The organism is Klebsiella michiganensis (assembly GCF_015139575.1).
In the GTDB taxonomy this organism is placed as follows: domain Bacteria; phylum Pseudomonadota; class Gammaproteobacteria; order Enterobacterales; family Enterobacteriaceae; genus Klebsiella; species Klebsiella michiganensis.
Genome location: NZ_AP022547.1, coordinates 2172446 through 2189187, shown reverse-complemented (window position 1 = coordinate 2189187; position 16742 = coordinate 2172446). Strand labels below are relative to the sequence as shown.

17 protein-coding genes are annotated in these 16742 nt (G+C 57.0%); 8 read left to right on the top strand and 9 right to left on the bottom strand.

Going from position 1 to position 16742, the window contains the following annotated elements; all coding sequences use genetic code 11:
• Window positions 1–11 precede the first annotated feature (11 nt).
• Both nudB and aspS read right to left on the bottom strand, forming a co-directional pair.
• Complete coding sequence (gene nudB, locus JLG71_RS10370) at window positions 12–455, bottom strand: dihydroneopterin triphosphate diphosphatase (protein WP_004852138.1); 444 nt, start codon at window positions 453–455, stop codon at window positions 12–14.
• Window position 456: 1 nt separating this feature from the next.
• Window positions 457–2244 (bottom strand): aspartate--tRNA ligase, encoded by a 1788-nt coding sequence (gene aspS / locus JLG71_RS10365; RefSeq protein ID WP_004852140.1) that lies wholly within the window; start codon window positions 2242–2244, stop codon window positions 457–459.
• 268 nt (window positions 2245–2512) lie between these two features.
• On the opposite strand from aspS, the gene JLG71_RS10360 reads away from it, so the two are divergent.
• From JLG71_RS10360 to cmoB, 5 genes are read left to right on the top strand one after another with little or no spacing between them, the layout of a single operon-like run.
• Window positions 2513–3079, top strand: a complete 567-nt coding sequence (locus tag JLG71_RS10360) for a hydrolase (RefSeq protein WP_049082802.1) — start codon at window positions 2513–2515, stop codon at window positions 3077–3079.
• Window positions 3076–3894 carry a DUF72 domain-containing protein gene (locus tag JLG71_RS10355; RefSeq protein ID WP_014229856.1) on the top strand — a complete coding sequence of 273 codons (819 nt, stop codon included), beginning with the start codon at window positions 3076–3078 and terminating at the stop codon, window positions 3892–3894. Before JLG71_RS10360 ends, JLG71_RS10355 begins: the two co-directional genes overlap by 4 nt.
• Window positions 3895–3947: 53 nt before the next feature.
• Complete coding sequence (locus tag JLG71_RS10350) at window positions 3948–4343, top strand: MAPEG family protein (RefSeq protein WP_025106117.1); 396 nt, start codon at window positions 3948–3950, stop codon at window positions 4341–4343.
• Window positions 4344–4382: 39 nt separating this feature from the next.
• Complete coding sequence (cmoA, locus tag JLG71_RS10345; RefSeq protein ID WP_009652021.1) at window positions 4383–5126, top strand: carboxy-S-adenosyl-L-methionine synthase CmoA; 744 nt, start codon at window positions 4383–4385, stop codon at window positions 5124–5126.
• Window positions 5123–6145, top strand: coding sequence for a tRNA 5-methoxyuridine(34)/uridine 5-oxyacetic acid(34) synthase CmoB (cmoB, locus tag JLG71_RS10340; RefSeq protein ID WP_004852151.1), 1023 nt, complete (start codon window positions 5123–5125; stop codon window positions 6143–6145). Before cmoA ends, cmoB begins: the two co-directional genes overlap by 4 nt.
• Window positions 6146–6368: 223 nt before the next feature.
• Here the strand turns inward: cmoB and cutC are convergent, their stop codons facing one another.
• Window positions 6369–7112, bottom strand: coding sequence for a copper homeostasis protein CutC (gene cutC, locus JLG71_RS10335; RefSeq protein ID WP_049069085.1), 744 nt, complete (start codon window positions 7110–7112; stop codon window positions 6369–6371).
• Between the two features lie 76 nt (window positions 7113–7188).
• The gene (locus JLG71_RS10330; protein ID WP_014838837.1) at window positions 7189–7758 is read right to left on the bottom strand and encodes a VOC family protein; all 570 of its coding nucleotides are present in this window, start codon (window positions 7756–7758) and stop codon (window positions 7189–7191) included.
• A gap of 229 nt (window positions 7759–7987) precedes the next feature.
• Between JLG71_RS10330 and argS the strand changes: the two genes are divergently transcribed.
• A complete protein-coding gene (gene argS / locus JLG71_RS10325; RefSeq protein ID WP_025106115.1) occupies window positions 7988–9721 on the top strand; it encodes an arginine--tRNA ligase in 1734 nt (577 codons plus the stop codon).
• A gap of 120 nt (window positions 9722–9841) precedes the next feature.
• Here the strand turns inward: argS and bglB are convergent, their stop codons facing one another.
• Together bglB and JLG71_RS10315 are read right to left on the bottom strand one after the other, a co-directional pair.
• The gene (gene bglB, locus JLG71_RS10320; RefSeq protein WP_064358181.1) at window positions 9842–10981 is read right to left on the bottom strand and encodes a beta-galactosidase BglB; all 1140 of its coding nucleotides are present in this window, start codon (window positions 10979–10981) and stop codon (window positions 9842–9844) included.
• A gap of 4 nt (window positions 10982–10985) precedes the next feature.
• Window positions 10986–12569, bottom strand: coding sequence for an MFS transporter (locus JLG71_RS10315; protein ID WP_009652039.1), 1584 nt, complete (start codon window positions 12567–12569; stop codon window positions 10986–10988).
• A 75-nt stretch (window positions 12570–12644) separates the two neighbouring features.
• On the opposite strand from JLG71_RS10315, the gene JLG71_RS10310 reads away from it, so the two are divergent.
• Window positions 12645–12803, top strand: coding sequence for a hypothetical protein (locus JLG71_RS10310; protein WP_157835615.1), 159 nt, complete (start codon window positions 12645–12647; stop codon window positions 12801–12803).
• 128 nt (window positions 12804–12931) lie between these two features.
• Window positions 12932–13360, top strand: a complete 429-nt coding sequence (gene uspC / locus JLG71_RS10305) for a universal stress protein UspC (RefSeq protein ID WP_004852164.1) — start codon at window positions 12932–12934, stop codon at window positions 13358–13360.
• A 26-nt stretch (window positions 13361–13386) separates the two neighbouring features.
• On the opposite strand, the gene otsA is transcribed toward uspC, so the two are convergent.
• The 3 genes from otsA to araH form a co-directional block, all read right to left on the bottom strand.
• The gene (gene otsA, locus JLG71_RS10300; protein ID WP_014229861.1) at window positions 13387–14811 is read right to left on the bottom strand and encodes an alpha,alpha-trehalose-phosphate synthase; all 1425 of its coding nucleotides are present in this window, start codon (window positions 14809–14811) and stop codon (window positions 13387–13389) included.
• Window positions 14786–15589 (bottom strand): trehalose-phosphatase, encoded by an 804-nt coding sequence (gene otsB / locus JLG71_RS10295; protein WP_014229862.1) that lies wholly within the window; start codon window positions 15587–15589, stop codon window positions 14786–14788. The genes otsA and otsB overlap by 26 nt, the downstream gene beginning before the upstream one ends.
• A 158-nt stretch (window positions 15590–15747) precedes the next feature.
• Complete coding sequence (gene araH / locus JLG71_RS10290; protein WP_025106114.1) at window positions 15748–16728, bottom strand: L-arabinose ABC transporter permease AraH; 981 nt, start codon at window positions 16726–16728, stop codon at window positions 15748–15750.
• Between the last annotated feature and the right edge of the window lie 14 nt (window positions 16729–16742).

The following is a 16742-nucleotide window of genomic DNA, read 5'->3' as shown; positions in this document are numbered from 1 at the left end:
AGCGCGCCCTTTCAGGCGGCGTTAATTACAAATTCTTCAATCGCCTGCCGGTTGCTCCAGGACTTGGTCAACGTGGCGGCTTCCGCCGCGTCAACCCAGCGATAGTCCAGATGTTCCGTAAAGACAATCTGGCGTTCATGGGGGAGCGCGAGACGGAACCAAAACTCCGTATTGCGCTCAACGCCCGGCGCATAGCGATGACGTAAATGAGAAAATATCTCGAATTCTACCGTACGCTGACAATCAACCAAAGCCAGCTGCTCGCAGGCAACATCGATGGCGACCTCTTCCATAACTTCACGCGCGGCAGCCTGCGGCGCGGTTTCTCCCTCTTCCAGGCTGCCGGTAACCGACTGCCAGAACGCGGGATCGTCGCGCCGCTGCAACATCAGCACCCGCTTCGTATCTTCGGCGTAAATCACCACCAGTACGGAAACGGGGAGCTTGAATGACATCTTACTTATTCTCCAGAGACTCTTTTGCCTCTTTCGCCACCACCTGAATACCGAGTTCGCTCAGCGATGCCGGGTTAGCGAAGCTTGGCGCTTCGGTCATCAGGCAAGCGGCTGCGGTCGTTTTCGGGAAGGCGATAACGTCACGGATATTATCGGTACCGGTCAGCAGCATGGTCAAACGGTCGAGGCCAAAAGCCAGGCCCGCGTGCGGCGGGGTGCCGTATTTCAGCGCGTCCAGCAGGAAGCCAAACTTCTCGCGCTGCTCCTGCTCGTTAATGCCCAGGATGCCGAACACGGTCTGCTGCATCTCACCGCTGTGAATACGCACGGAACCGCCGCCCACTTCATAGCCGTTGATGACCATATCGTAGGCGTTGGCCACCGCGTCTTCCGGCGCGGCTTTCAGCTCTGCGGCGGACATGTCTTTCGGCGAGGTGAACGGATGGTGCATCGCGGTCAGGCCGCCTTCGCCGTCGTCTTCAAACATCGGGAAGTCGATAACCCACAGCGGCGCCCATTTGTCTTCGTCGGTCAGGTTCAGGTCTTTGCCCAGCTTCAGACGCAGCGCGCCCAGCGCGTCGGCGACCACTTTTTTGTTATCCGCGCCGAAGAAGATCATATCGCCATCCTGCGCGCCGGTGCGCTCAAGGATCGCTTCAACGATGTCGGCGTTAAGGAATTTAGCCACCGGGCTGTTGATGCCTTCAAGGCCTTTCGCCCGCTCGGTTACTTTAATATAGGCCAGCCCTTTCGCGCCGTAGATCTGGACAAACTTACCGTATTCGTCGATTTGCTTACGGGTCAGCGCAGCGCCGCCCGGTACGCGCAGCGCGGCAACGCGCCCTTTGGCGTCGTTAGCCGGGCCGGCGAAGACGGCGAATTCCACCGCTTTCACCAGATCGGCGACGTCCACCAGCTCCATCGGGTTACGCAGGTCTGGTTTGTCAGAACCGTAGCGGCGCTCGGCTTCGGCGAAGGTCATGATCGGGAAATCGCCCAGATCCACGCCCTTCACTTCCTGCCACAGGTTGCGCACCAGCGCTTCCATGACTTCGCGCACCTGCCCGGCGGTCATGAAGGAGGTTTCCACATCGATCTGGGTAAATTCCGGCTGACGGTCGGCACGCAGGTCTTCGTCGCGGAAGCATTTAACGATCTGATAGTAGCGGTCAAAACCGGACATCATCAGCAGCTGCTTGAACAGCTGTGGAGACTGCGGCAGCGCGTAGAATTTCCCTTTATGCACGCGGGATGGGACCAGGTAGTCGCGCGCGCCTTCCGGCGTGGCTTTGGTCAGCATCGGCGTTTCGATGTCGAGGAAACCGTGGTCATCCATAAAGCGGCGCACCAGGCTGGTGATTTTCGCACGGGTCTTCAGGCGCTGCGCCATTTCCGGACGACGCAGGTCCAGGTAGCGATATTTCAGACGCGCTTCTTCGGTATTGACGTGGTTGGAGTCCAGCGGCAGCGCTTCAGCGCGGTTGATAATCGTCAGATCCGATGCCAGCACTTCGATGGCGCCGGTGGCCATATCGCTATTGATGTTTTTTTCGTCACGCGCGCGCACGGTACCGGTGACCTGGATGCAGAACTCATTACGCAGTTCAGAGGCCAGCTTTAATGCGTCGGCACGATCCGGATCGAAAAACACCTGTACGATGCCTTCGCGGTCACGCATATCGATAAAGATAAGGCTACCGAGATCACGACGACGGTTGACCCAACCACACAGAGTCACTTGCTGCCCTACGTGGGACAGACGAAGCTGCCCGCAATATTCTGTACGCATGAGATATCCCTTAACTTAGCCGCAGGCGGATTGTTGCCTGTCTTGCAGGCGACGAGGTCGCAGCTTTAGCTGATGTCACAACTGAATGAAAAAAGGCGGCTATTATACTGGAAATTATGGCGCACGATAAGCCCGGCGCAGCGCGCAGCGTTGCTTTGCTGCGCGCTTATTGCTTGTACTCACAAAAATTAACAAAATTTGTTACCCTCGGGCGAGATCGGCAACGGTATTGTAGCGACCTGACAACAGAAGAAGATACGGGGATATCATGTTAGAACTCAATGCAAAAAAAACCGCGCTGGTGGTTATAGACCTGCAGGAAGGCATTTTACCGTTTGCCGGCGGCCCGCATCGGGCTGACGACGTGGTTGAGCGCGCCGCGAGTCTGGCCAAAAAGTGCCGCCAGCAGGGTTCCCCGGTGGTCATGGTTCGCGTTGGCTGGTCGGCGGATTTCGCCGAAGCGCTGAAGCAGCCGGTCGATGCCCAGGCAGGCGCCCATACGCTACCGGAAAACTGGTGGTTCTATCCGCTGGCGCTGGGAAAACAGGAGAGCGACATCGAAGTCACCAAACGCCAGTGGGGAGCCTTTTACGGCACCGACCTGGAGCTGCAGCTTCGCCGTCGCGGTATCGATACGATTATCCTGTGCGGTATCTCAACCAATATCGGCGTCGAATCGACGGCGCGCAACGCCTGGGAGCTGGGCTTCAATCTGATTCTCGTTGAAGACGCCTGCAGCGCAGCAACGGCTGAACAGCATCAGGGCAGCATGACGCACATCTTCCCGCGTATTGCCCGCGTGCGCAGTACCGAGGAGGTACTTGCCGCGTTATGATCTATATTGGGCTTCCCCAATGGGCGCACCCCAAGTGGGTGCGCCTGGGTATCACCAGCCTTGAAGAGTATGCCCGCCATTTTAACTGCGTGGAGGGCAACACGACCCTGTACGCTTTACCAAAAGCTGAGATTGTCAGCCGCTGGTATGAACAAACCCACGATGATTTTCGCTTTTGCTTCAAGTTTCCGGCCACCATTTCGCACCAGGCATCGCTGCGCAACTGCGACGACTTAAGCCACGAGTTTTTCACCCGCCTGGCGCCGCTGTCATCGCGCATTGGCCAATACTGGCTGCAGCTGCCGGCCACGTTCGGCCCTCGGGATCTTCCCGCGCTCTGGCAGTTCCTCGACAGCCTGCCGCGCGAATTTAGCTACGGCGTTGAGGTAAGGCATCCGGAGTTTTTCGCCAAAGAGGAAGCGGAACAGCAGCTCAATCGCGGGCTGCATCAGCGAAACGTCAACCGCGTGATCCTGGATAGCCGTCCGGTTCATAGCGCCGTCGCCCGCAGCCCGGCGATGCTCGACGCGCAAAGAAAGAAGCCAAAAGTCCCCGTCCATGCGCTGGTGACGGCCCACCATCCGATGGTGCGTTTTATCGGCAGCGATGACATGGCGCAAAATCGTGAGCTGTTTAGCGTGTGGTTACGTACGCTGCCAAAATGGGCGCAGACAACCACGCCGTACCTGTTCCTCCATACCCCGGATATCGCCCAGGCGCCGGAACTGGTCGACACCCTGTGGAGCGATCTGCGCGCCGCCCTACCGGAAATAGGGGCGGCACCTTCAATTCCGCAGCAAACCTCTCTTTTCTGATATCCTGCTATCCTCAATTGAGCCACCGGAAGCGATAAAAGGGAGTTTTGAGTATGGTCAGCGCGCTGTATGCGGTTTTAGGTGCGTTATTGCTTATTAAGTTTTCCTGGGACGTTGTACGACTGAGGACGCAATATCGCGTTGGCTACGGCGACGGCGGTTTTAGCGAACTGCAGGTTGCTATACGCGTGCACGGGAACGCGGTGGAATATATTCCCATTGGCCTGATTCTGCTGCTGTTTATGGAAATGAACGGCGCGCAGACCTGGATGGTCCACGTCTGCGGTATTTTACTGATCGCCGGGCGCCTGATGCACTCCTATGGCTTTCATCATCGTCTTTACCGCTGGCGTCGTTCCGGCATGAGCGCGACGTGGTGTTCGTTGTTGCTGATGGTGCTGGCGAACTTCTGGTATATGCCCTGGGAGTTGGTTTTCTCCGTCCGTTAGCGCACAATACGCCGTTTTCGATTTTTCGGGTTTAACGTTATGTCTCACCGCGATACGCTTTTTTCCGCGCCGATTGCCAGCCTCGGCGACTGGACCTTTGATGAACGGGTTGCTGAAGTCTTCCCGGATATGATCCAGCGCTCTGTTCCCGGCTATTCCAATATCATTTCCATGATCGGCATGCTGGCGGAACGTTTCGTTCAGCCGGATACCCAGGTTTACGATCTCGGCTGCTCGCTTGGCGCAGCCACGCTGTCCGTGCGCCGCAATATTGCGCATGCCGGCTGCAAAATCATCGCCGTTGATAATTCGCCGGCCATGGTCGAACGCTGCCGTCGCCATATTGACGCCTATAAGGCGCCGACGCCGGTCGAAGTGATTGAAGGCGATATTCGCCACGTCACGATAGAAAACGCCTCGATGGTGGTGCTGAACTTCACCATCCAGTTTCTCGAACCGGGCGAACGCCAGGCCATTCTTGATAAGGTCTATCAGGGGCTCAATCCGGGCGGCGCGCTGGTGCTGTCGGAAAAATTCAGCTTCGAAGATGACAACGTCGGCGAACTGCTGTTCAACATGCATCATGATTTCAAACGCGCCAACGGCTATAGCGAGCTGGAAATCAGCCAAAAGCGCAGCATGCTGGAAAACGTGATGCTCACCGATTCCGTCGAAACCCACAAAGCGCGCCTGCGCAAGGCCGGTTTCGAACATGCCGAACTGTGGTTCCAGTGCTTTAACTTCGGATCGTTAATCGCCGTAAAATCCGGGGACCAGGCATGATTGATTTCAGCAACTTTTATCAGTTGATTGCCAAAAGCCCGCTGTCGCACTGGCTGGAGACGCTGCCCGCCCAGGTGGCGGCCTGGCAGCGTGACGCGCTGCACGGGAAATACCGGGAATGGGAGCGGGCCGTCGAGTTTCTGCCCGAGTTTTCGCCCTACCGACTGGATCTGCTGCATAGCGTTACCGCGGAGAGCGAAACGCCGCTGGGCGACGGTCAGCGTCTGCGGATTGAAAACCTGCTGAAGAATCTGATGCCGTGGCGTAAAGGGCCCTGGTCGCTTTACGGCGTGAATATCGACACCGAATGGCGTTCCGACTGGAAGTGGGAACGCGTACTGCCGCACCTTTCCGACCTCACCGGACGTACCATCCTTGATGTCGGCTGCGGCAGCGGATACCACATGTGGCGGATGATTGGCGCCGGGGCTCGTCTGGCGGTGGGCATCGATCCCACCCAGCTGTTCCTTTGCCAGTTTGAAGCGGTGCGAAAACTGTTGGGCAACGATCAGCGCGCGCATCTGCTGCCGCTGGGCATTGAGCAGCTTCCGGCGCTGAACGCCTTTGATACCGTCTTTTCGATGGGCGTGCTGTACCACCGCCGCTCCCCGCTCGATCACCTGTGGCAGCTCAAAGATCAGCTGGTTCCCGGCGGCGAGCTGGTGCTGGAGACGCTGGTCGTCGAGGGCGACGAAAATACCGTGCTGGTGCCGGGCGATCGCTATGCGCAGATGCGCAACGTCTACTTTATCCCTTCTGCCGCCGCGCTAAAGCAGTGGCTGGAGAAATGCGGATTTATCGATGTACGCATCGTCGACGCGTGCGTGACGTCCACCGAAGAGCAGCGCCGCACCGAGTGGATGACCACCGAGTCTCTGGCCGACTTCCTCGATCCGCAGGACAGCAGCAAAACCCGCGAAGGCTACCCTGCCCCGCTGCGCGCGGTGCTTATTGCCACCAAACCGGAAACAGAACAGTCGCTGGCGGCGAAAAAGCGGGCCGACAAGCAGCCTGGCTAACGCGTTTTCAGGATAAAAAAAGGCCCCTGTTTAATGGGCAGGGGCCTGGTACGGGCAATCATCATATTGGGCGACATGATGTGCAGCAAAAAACGGTTTATCCCCGTCATACTTCAAGTTGCATGTGCGTTGGCTTTCCTCACTCACCCCAGTCACTTACTTGAGTAAGTTCCTGTGGATCCCCTGCGTCGCCGCCTTCTCGCAACTCGAATTATTTAGGGTTTTAATCTCTCTGTGCGGAAATAATCTTCTTCATTTCCGCTACCGCTTCGCCATTGACGGCGTAGCGTAAGTATTCATCTGCTTCGGCATCCGTAGACATCGACAGTCCTGGATTGCGAAAGCGCATCGGGGACGGTAACCACTGGCCTGCCGAGGTATGCACCTCTTTTACCCCTGCCTGCAAAAATAGCGGCAGGTTGGCGGCGCGGACGCCTGCACCGGCCATAATAATAGGAGTATCGCTTTGGGAAATAAGTTCCCTGATTAATGAAATTCCTTTTTCGGCTGAAGACTGCTGGCCCGAAGTCAGGATACGCTGAACGCCGAGTTCAGCCAGCTCAGCGCTGGCCTGGCGCGGGTCGGCGCACATATCAAAGGCCCGATGAAAGGTGACGGCCAGGGTTCCCGCCGCCGCCATTATTTTTTTCATTCGCGCCCTATCCACCCGACCGTCGGCGTCCAGAACGCCGATCACCATGCCGGGAAAACCGAGATCCTTCACCGCGGCCACATCATCAAGCATCGCGGCAAATTCGCCGGCGGTATAGCAAAAATCACCGCCGCGCGGGCGAATAATTGGATGAACGGGAATGGTCACCGCTTCACGCACCGATTTCAGTACCCCCAGCGAAGGCGTCAGCCCTCCCTCCTGCGGCGCGGCGCATAGCTCGATACGATCGGCGCCCCGGCGCTGGGCCTCCAGCGCGCACTCCATGCTGTAACAACAGACTTCCAGTAAGGTCATTCTTCTCTCCGTCGATAGGGCAAGCACTACAGAATGTCACGATTTCTTCCGGCAGACGCCGCGTCGCTTCACACTGTTATCGTTCAGCGTGTTCGCTGGCGACAATTTGCTCAATCGACCACGGGTGAAATTTGATCGTCACTTTGCCATCCGTTACCGCCAGGGTCGGATTCGGTAAACGCTCACGCTCTCCTTTCGGCGCGCTGGTCTTCACAAAAATGCCCGGCTGGCCCAGCCCTTCATCGGAAAGCAGCGCCAGCGCGCGGGTATTGAGCGTTTCAGGATCGCCCGGCAGAACGATTTCAATATGCTCCCAGCCTTCATGCGGATAGCGCTTTTCGCCCGGCCACGGCAGTTCAACGATGCTAAAACGCCAGTGCGCCACGACCACCGGCTCATCCAGCCTGAACAGGCAGATGGGTCGACCGTTAATGACATTTTCCGACAGCAGAGTAGCGCATTGTTCAAAGCCGCGACGCCAGCGCTCCGCCGTAGCGTTCTGGTGACAGCGCAGGGAAATATGGTCGGCGTCATGGGGCGTAATATCGAGACCGAGCCGGTGAGCAAGCGCGTTCAGCGCCTCGGTAAAGCGCGGCAGGTCCGCGGAAATATCGTTCAGTTCATCTATCTGCTGCCAGTTCGCCATCGTAAGCCTCGGTACTCGCTAAAAAGCGCTAATCTATCGCGTTTTCCGCGACCGACCAACCGGCAATCGCCGGCAGCGTCCCGCGAACGGTTATTCGTTGAGCGCGAGGCTCAGCAACCTCCGCGCGGTGCTGACGCGTGGGTGCAAATGCAGTATACTCCTGCCCTAATTTGTCCACATTCCCGCGCCGCCCCATCAGGGTGACGGCGTGTTAACGTAAGGTGTTTCGGTGAATATTCAGGCTCTTCTCTCAGAAAAAGTCAGTCAGGCCCTGATCGCGGCAGGCGCGTCTGCCGATTGCGAACCTCAGGTCCGCCAGTCAGCAAAAGTCCAGTTCGGCGACTATCAGGCCAACGGCGTGATGGCCGTTGCCAAAAAACTGGGCATGGCGCCGCGACAACTTGCAGAGCAGGTACTGTCTCATCTCGATCTGAGCGGGATTGCCAATAAGGTAGAGATCGCCGGCCCTGGCTTTATTAATATTTTCCTCGATCCGGCCTTCCTCGCGGAAAACGTCAGCAGCGCGCTGAAATCGGAACGTCTGGGCGTGGCTCAGCCGCAGGCGCAGACGGTGGTCGTCGATTACTCCGCGCCGAACGTGGCGAAAGAGATGCACGTAGGCCATCTGCGTTCCACCATTATTGGCGACGCCGCGGTGCGTACGCTGGAGTTTCTCGGCCATAAAGTGATCCGCGCTAACCACGTGGGCGACTGGGGCACCCAGTTCGGCATGCTCATCGCGTACCTGGAAAAACAGCAGCAGGAAAACGCCGGTGAAATGGCGCTGGCCGACCTCGAAGGTTTCTATCGCGAAGCGAAAAAACACTACGATGAAGACGAAGCCTTCGCCGAGCGAGCGCGCAGCTATGTCGTTAAGCTGCAGGGCGGCGACGAGTACTTCCGCGAAATGTGGCGCAAGCTGGTCGACATCACCATGTCGCAAAACCAGTTAACCTATAACCGCCTCAACGTTACCCTGACCCGCGACGACGTGATGGGTGAAAGCCTCTATAACCCGATGCTGCCGGGTATCGTTGCCGATCTGAAAGCCAAAGGTCTGGCGGTAGAAAGCGAAGGCGCGACCGTAGTGTTCCTTGATGAGTACAAAAACAAGGAAGGCGAACCGATGGGCGTTATCATCCAGAAGAAGGATGGCGGCTATCTCTACACCACCACCGATATCGCCTGCGCAAAATACCGCTACGAAAATTTGCATGCTGACCGCGTGCTTTACTACATCGACTCTCGCCAGCACCAGCACCTGATGCAGGCGTGGACCATCGTGCGTAAAGCCGGCTACGTGCCGGATTCCGTCCCGCTGGAGCACCACATGTTCGGCATGATGCTCGGCAAAGATGGCAAACCGTTTAAAACCCGCGCCGGCGGTACCGTGAAGCTCGCCGACCTGCTGGACGAAGCGCTGGAGCGCGCACGCCGTCTGGTGGCGGAGAAAAACCCGGAGATGCCCGCCGATGAGCTGGAAAAACTGGCGAACGCGGTCGGGATCGGCGCGGTGAAATATGCCGACTTGTCTAAAAACCGCACCACCGACTACATCTTTGACTGGGACAACATGCTGGCCTTTGAGGGCAATACCGCGCCTTATATGCAGTATGCCTATACCCGCGTGCTCTCCGTGTTCCGCAAAGCGGATATCGATGAAAGCGCGCTGGCGGCGGCGCCGGTGGTCATCACCGAAGAGCGCGAAGCCCAACTGGCGGCCCGTCTGCTGCAGTTTGAAGAAACCCTGACGGTCGTCGCGCGTGAAGGCACGCCGCACGTGATGTGTTCTTACCTGTACGATCTGGCGGGTCTGTTCTCCGGCTTCTACGAGCACTGCCCGATCCTGAGCGCCGAAAGCGAAGAGACGCGCAACAGCCGCCTGAAGCTGGCGCTGCTGACGGCGAAAACGCTGAAGCTGGGTCTGGATACCCTGGGTATCGAAACCGTAGAACGGATGTAAAAACAAACCCGGCTTTCGCCGGGTTTGTTTTATAACGCCTGATGGCGCCACGCTCATCAGACCTGCTGCACCATTGTAGCCCCGGTAAGCGTAAGCGCCACCGGGGAAATTCCGCCCTTCTCAGAAATACTTCCGCAGATACTCCGTCAGGCACAGGATCGCCATCGCCTGGCCATACGGCATCGACGTCAGCGGAATGTCGCGATAAAAATCCAGATCCGAACCCATGCCGGTACCGAACGACGTTTGCAGCAGCTCCCCTTGCGCTGAGATATTCTGCACGATGCCGCGAATCGCTTTTTCCGCAACCTCCGCATACGCCTGGCTCACGTAGCGCTTGCGCACCGCTTTGAGGATCCCATAAGCAAAACCGGCGGTCGCCGACGCTTCCAGATAGGAGTCAGGATCGTCAAGCAGCGTATGCCACAGGCCGCTATCGTCCTGACAGCGGGCCAGCGCCGCAATCTGCGCATTCAGCACCTGCACCAGATAACGCCGTACCGCGCTGTTCTCGGGTAAATCCACCAGCTCCAGGAAATCCGGAATAACGATAGTCAGCCAGCTATTGCCGCGGGCCCAGCGAGCGTGGGCGAAATTATGCCGCCCCTCGTAGCTCCAGCCGTGAAACCACAGGCCGGTCTCACGGTCCATCAGATTCTGCACGTGCAGCAGAAACTGATATACCGCCTCCTCTACGTATTGCGGACGATTAAGCAACTTGCCGATTTTCGCCAGCGGCAGAACCGTCATCATCAGCGTGTCGTCCCACATCTGCTGATGATTCTCTTCCGCCAGGGTGATGTGCTGCATGCCGCCAGACTCAGTGCGCGGCATTTCGTTCATCGCCCACTCCGCCCAGCTATCGAGCCAGGGCAGATACGCGGGGTTGCCCGTCTCTTCGTAGCGGTAAGCCAGGGTGAGAAACGGCGCCATGGTGTTGACGTTTTTGGTGGTCGCGCCTTCGGCAAAGCGGTCGGCAAACCAGCCATCAATAATGTCGCGCATCGCCGTATCGCCGGTCTGCTGGTAATACTGATAAATACCGTACAGGCCGACGCCGTGAGTCCACTCCCAGCCGTTCCACCCTTTGGTGTCGATAACGCGTCCGTCGTCCAGCCGCAGTAAAAATTGCCCGCTTTCGTCCTTAATGTTGACCAGATTGTGCGTCACCTTCTGAATCAGCGCCTGCAGTTCATTGCGGGCGATAAAACGCTCCGGCTGGCGCAGTAGTGGGCTATGTTTGACAGGCCAAACTTTCATATCCTTAACCTCTGTTATATGTCGAATTCATGGCTGAACGCGGCTTCAGCGCTGGCGCGGCGGGTTTATTCCGATTCAGATAACCAATATTGTTGTTTCCCCACAGGGCGTCGTACGGCATCCCGGCCAGCATCTCCACCACCTCACGATCCCCGGCGCTGGCCAGTTCTGGCTGAGCGCGACCGGATTCACGCATTTTCAGCGTTTCCGCGCGCAGGACGCTGTGGGTTTGCAGATTGAGCTTAAAGCGCAGGGAAACGAGGAAACCGCAGGCCAGCACCAGTAAGGTGCCCACGCTGAGGATCAGCAGAATGGTATGGCTCACTTCATAGGGCTGCGTTTTCTGTCCGGAGACAAAGCCCGACATCTGCATGATGATCCCCACCAGCATCACCGCTCCGGCCTGGGAAGCTTTACGCGTCAGGGTCATGATCCCGGCAAAGATGCCTTCGCGGCGCTGGCCGGTGATCACTTCGTCCACGTCGGCAATATAGGTGTAGGTGTTCCACGGAACGTAGTTGATGCCGCCGCGGCCCAGGCCCGCCACTGCGGATATCAGCAGCAGCAGCGAATAGACATCGCTGAGGCCAGCGTAGTACAGCACCGCGTAAGAGAGCGAACTCAGGCCGAACAGCACCACCACCATGCGATACGATGGCGCCGGCCCGAAGCGAATACACAGCGGGATCATGGCGATAACCGCAATAAACTGGAAGATCGCCATGGTTCCGAGCAGGTTAGAAGCCATTGAGGCTTCCTGCATCAGGACAAACACCACATAGTAGGTAAAGACCGCATTGAAGACATCCTGGGCGATATAGCCGCCCAGATACATCCCCAGATGCTGACGGAAAATTTTAATGCGCAGGGTCGAACTTAACTCAATGAACAGGCGGTTAAGACTCTGCGACAGGCTCAGGTTCTGTTTCTCCTCTTCGGCGCGCAGCGCGGCCTCCGTCCACTCTTCACGCGGGCGTTCCCAGGTAAAGAACCAGACGAAGGTCAGCATCATGGCGCACAGCACCGAGAACACCAGGCTGGCATAGAAGAAAGAAACGGCGTTGTCCTTACCAAAGATAGTCAGCAGAACGCCCGGCAGGAAGGAAGCCAGAATCGCCGACATCTGCGCCATAGAAATACGCGCGCCGGAGAATTTGGTTTTCTGTTTAAAATCATCGGTCATTTCCGGTACCAGCGTTTCATACGGCACCAGAATCATGGTGTAGACAATATCAAAAAGAAGATAGGTCAGCAGGTAGTACCAGAACCCCATATCCCCTACCCACATGATGGAGTAGCTAAACACGCAGGGGATGCCGAGCAGGATGAAGAACTTACGCCTGCCAAAACGTTTCCCCAGCCAGGTTGAGCCAAAGTTATCCGTCAGAAAGCCCATCAGCGGACTGATTACCGCATCCAGAACCCTGGCGGTGGCAAAAATAAGCGTCGCCTCGATAGGGGAAAGACCGCAAAAGGTGGTGTAGAAGTAGAGCAGCCATGCTGCTGTGAGTGCGGTCGTTCCCGCACCAAGGAAATCGCCCGATCCATAGGCAAGGTAGTTAACCAAACCGATTTTACGTGTTTTCATCGCCGTAAATCCTGTGTCTTTTTTTAGAGAACTCCGAACCGCGTTTTGGCCCATTCAGCCAAAAGGGGTTGATACATGGCTACATTAAGAACATGGGAACGGCGTTACCTTTTCATTTTTGCCAGCCAAAAGCGTTCAATGGCAAAAACACAAAGAGTCGATGAACGCGCCTCACTGATTTATAAAACAGCGTTTCTTTTAATACAAAAGATCGGACCAAAAGTTGCGAAGTGACCACCAAATGGCGCACGGCGGAGTGAAATCTGGGCGCGTTATTTCGCTGCGGATAAACCTTGCGAAAGCTAAGGAATGGGAGTAAAGACAATAGAAAAGGGTTGTTTCGCGTATCTCAAGGAGGCTTGATGCCCTACTCACATCTGCTGGTCGCCGTGGCGCCAACCCCGGAAAGCCGGGTCCTCATTCAGAAAGCCGTCTCCATCGCCCGTCCGGTCAATGCGAAGGTCAGCCTGATTACCCTGGCAACGGACCCGGAGCTGTATAACCAGTTTGCGGCGCCAATGATGGAAAATTTACGCGAAGTGATGCAGGAGGAGACGCGCGGCTTTCTGGCCGAGCTCGCCCGCCACGCCGACTACCCGATAGAGAAAATGACTATCGCCAGCGGCGGGATTGCCCACCATGTGAAGGATTTTTGCCAGCGGCACCGCGTTGACCTGGTGATTTGCGGCAACCACAACCAGAGCCTGTTCTCTCGCGCCACCTGTTCGGCGAAAGATATCGTGGGCAGCAGCGGCGTTGACGTGCTGCTGGTGTGTCTGGAAAAAGGTTAGCGCCGAAAGCGCTAACCGCGATCGTCTCAGGCGAGCTTGGGGAAGGTCGCGACCTTGCGCGCTAAGTGGCTCTCCTCACTTCCTGGCTCAATCTCCTTTAGATCGGCAATAAACCGCTCCTGCCAGCGATGAATATCGTTATCTTTAATCACCGCCAGCATGGCCGAATGGCGGGCAATACGCTCGGCCAGCGGCATGGTTAACGCCTGGTCCAGCGCAGCCGCGACCTCGTCGCGATCGTAAGGATTGACGATTAAGGCCGTCGGCAGCTCGTTCGCCGCGCCGGCAAACTGCGACAGCACCAGCACGCCCGGATTTTGCGGGTCCTGCGCGGCCACATACTCTTTCGCCACCAGATTCATCCCATCGCGCAGCGGCGTAACCAGACCGACGTCCGAGTAGCGGAAGATTTTCATCAGCAGCTTGCGTTCAAAGTGCTGGTTCAGGTAATAAAGCGGCGTCCAGCCCAGCTGGCCATATCGGCCATTAATGCGGCCGGCCGCGGTTTCAAGCTGATGACGAATATCCTGGTAGGCCTGAACATCGCCGCGCGACGTCGGCGCGATCTGGGTATAGCGAATCTTGCCGTGATGCTGCGGATAGTTCTCCAGCAGCGCCTCGTAGGCCAGAAAACGCTCCGGCAGCCCCTTGGAATAGTCCAGCCGCTCAACGGAAAAGATATTCTGCACGCTTTTCAGTTCGCTCTTCAGCTGCGCCAGCTTCGGCGGCAGCGGCCCTTTTGCGCTCCGCGCAATCTCTTCCGGATCGATACCGATCGGATAGACTTCGGTGTGGAAAGGTTTCCCCCAGGCCACATGCTTTTTGCCGTCGCGCGTCGTCAGGCGAGTCTGCATCGATACGCAATCGAGAAACGCCAGGCGATCGCTCTCGGTCTGGAAACCCAGTAAATCGTAATCGCACAGCTGTTCAAGCAGCTCCGCGTGCGGCGGGAGCGCGTTAAAGACTTCCGGCGTCGGGAACGGAATATGTAAAAAGAAGCCGATGCGATTATTGACCCCGCGCTGGCGCAGTTCGCTGGCCAGCGGCAGCAGGTGGTAATCGTGGATCCAGACGATATCGTCAGGTTCGATCAGCGGCAGCAGTTTATCCGCCAGCGTTGCGTTGACGCGCTGATAGCCTTCCCAGGCTTCACGCTGAAAATCGACCAGATCGAGACGATAGTGGAATGCGGGCCATAAAACGGCATTGGAAAAGCGGTTGTAATATTCGTCGTGATCCTGCTCGCTAAGGTTAAAGGAAGCCCAGGTGATATTCCCCTGCTTCACTTTTTTTAACGGCTGCTGGTCGTCACCGATTTCCCCACTCCAGCCGAACCACAGTCCTCCGGCTGCTTTTAATGCCCCCATAATCCCCACGGCAAGGCCACCGGCGCTGGCCTTTTTGTCATCCGGCGGGGCAATACGATTAGATACTACGACTAAGCGACTCATAGCCATCTCTCCTGTCGGTTAGCGCATCTGGTTGTTGCCCATGATTCGCGATGTTACTAATCCAAAGATGAACAGCGGCGACATCCGGCAGGCGCCAGTGCGCCTGGGTCTCACCGCCGCCCACTTTGACCGATACGCCACTCAGTTGATTGACGACGCTAAAACCCGCTTCATCGGTTAAGTCATCACCGACAAACACCGGCCTGCGCCCGCTGAATGGAGCTTCCTGCATAAAAGCGGCTATCGCTTCACCTTTATTCACTCCGCGCGGTTTGATCTCCACCACGCACTTACCCGGCTGTAACGCCAGAATGGGATGGCGCTGCACGACGGCCTGCGCCAGCGCCAGCACCGCGTGCTGATGCTCCGGCGCCTGTCGGTAGTGCAGAGCAAAGGCCATCCCCTTACTTTCCAGTTCGCATCCCGGCAAGTCATCCAGCGCCGCGGTCAGTTCCGCAGAGAGCGCCTTCTGGAGAGAATCCGGTAAAGAGACAATATGCGTTTTACCATTGATATCACGGCGTTCAGCCCCGTGGACACCGGCAAGCGGCAGCCGGTAAGGACGGGTAAGCTCATCCAGCTCAACCATTGAGCGCCCTGAAATCAATGCCACCGCGCCGTTGTGCTGCTGCACGAGCTGGCGCAGCGACTGCAAAACATCGGCAGGAATGACCACCTGATCGGGATGGGGTTTGATACCGGCAAGGGTACCGTCGAGGTCAAAGAAAAAAGCGCAGTTTCCGGTTAACGCAGGCGGTACATAAATCTGGTCAGCCACCCTGTTTCCTCCTTATCATGGCCAGCAACATGCTGGGTGTTAAATAATTGTAGCCATGTAAGTATAGACAGTGTGACCAGCCTCGCCATTTTTGATAGTCATTGCCAGCGCAACGAGCGCTGGCAATGGATTAGGATTAAACTGAAAAGTTGGACGAATCAAACGGCTCGTTTCGCTTTCTGTTTGTAGCGGTCGAAGATCACCGCCGCCAGCAAAATCACGCCGCGTACGACATACTGCGAGAATGGCGAGATATTGAGCAGGTTCATCGCATTCTCTACCGTTCCCAGGATCAGGATCCCGGCCACCACGTAGGAGATCTTACCGATCCCGCCTTTCAACGATACGCCCCCCAGCACGCAGGCCGAGATGACAATCAGCTCATAGCCAATCGAGGTCATCGGCTGTCCGCTGGTCATTCGTGAAGCCAGGATAATGCCTGCCGCCGCGGAAACCAGGCCGGAAAGGACGAAAATGATGATCTTGGTCCGCACTACCGGCACGCCCGCCAGACGCGCCGCTTCTTCGTTACCGCCAATCGCGAGCGTATTGCGGCCAAAGGTGGTTTTATTCAACAACAGGCCGAAGACAATCAGGCAGGCAACGGTCAGCCAGATAGGCGCTGGCAGGCCAAACCAGTTGGCGTAGCCGAGGGTAAAGAAACGCTCGTCTTCAATCCCAACTGCTTTACCGTCAGAGATGATATAGGCCAGACCGCGGACGATCTGCATGGTGGCCAGGGTGGTGATCAGGGCGTTAATCTTCAGGCGGGCAATCACAAAACCATTGACCAGGCCGCTCAGCGCGCCGAGCAGCAGACCGGCGCCGATCCCCACCCACATGCTCTCCGTCAGGTTAATCACCACCGCCGTGGTCACACCGGCACAGGCGATAACCGAGGCGACCGACAGATCGAAATCCCCCGATGCCAGGCAAAACAGCATTCCGCAGGCCACCATTCCGGACATAGAAATAGCCAGCCCCAGGCCTTTCATATTAATAAACGAGGCAAAATTAGGCACAAAAATCACGCAGCCAATAAACAGCACCGCGAAAACAACCAGCATGCCGAACTGATCCCAAATGCGGGAGAAGCTAAAAGCCGACCGGGTAGTACCTGAAGTGGTAACTGATGACATCATAGACTCCTTAC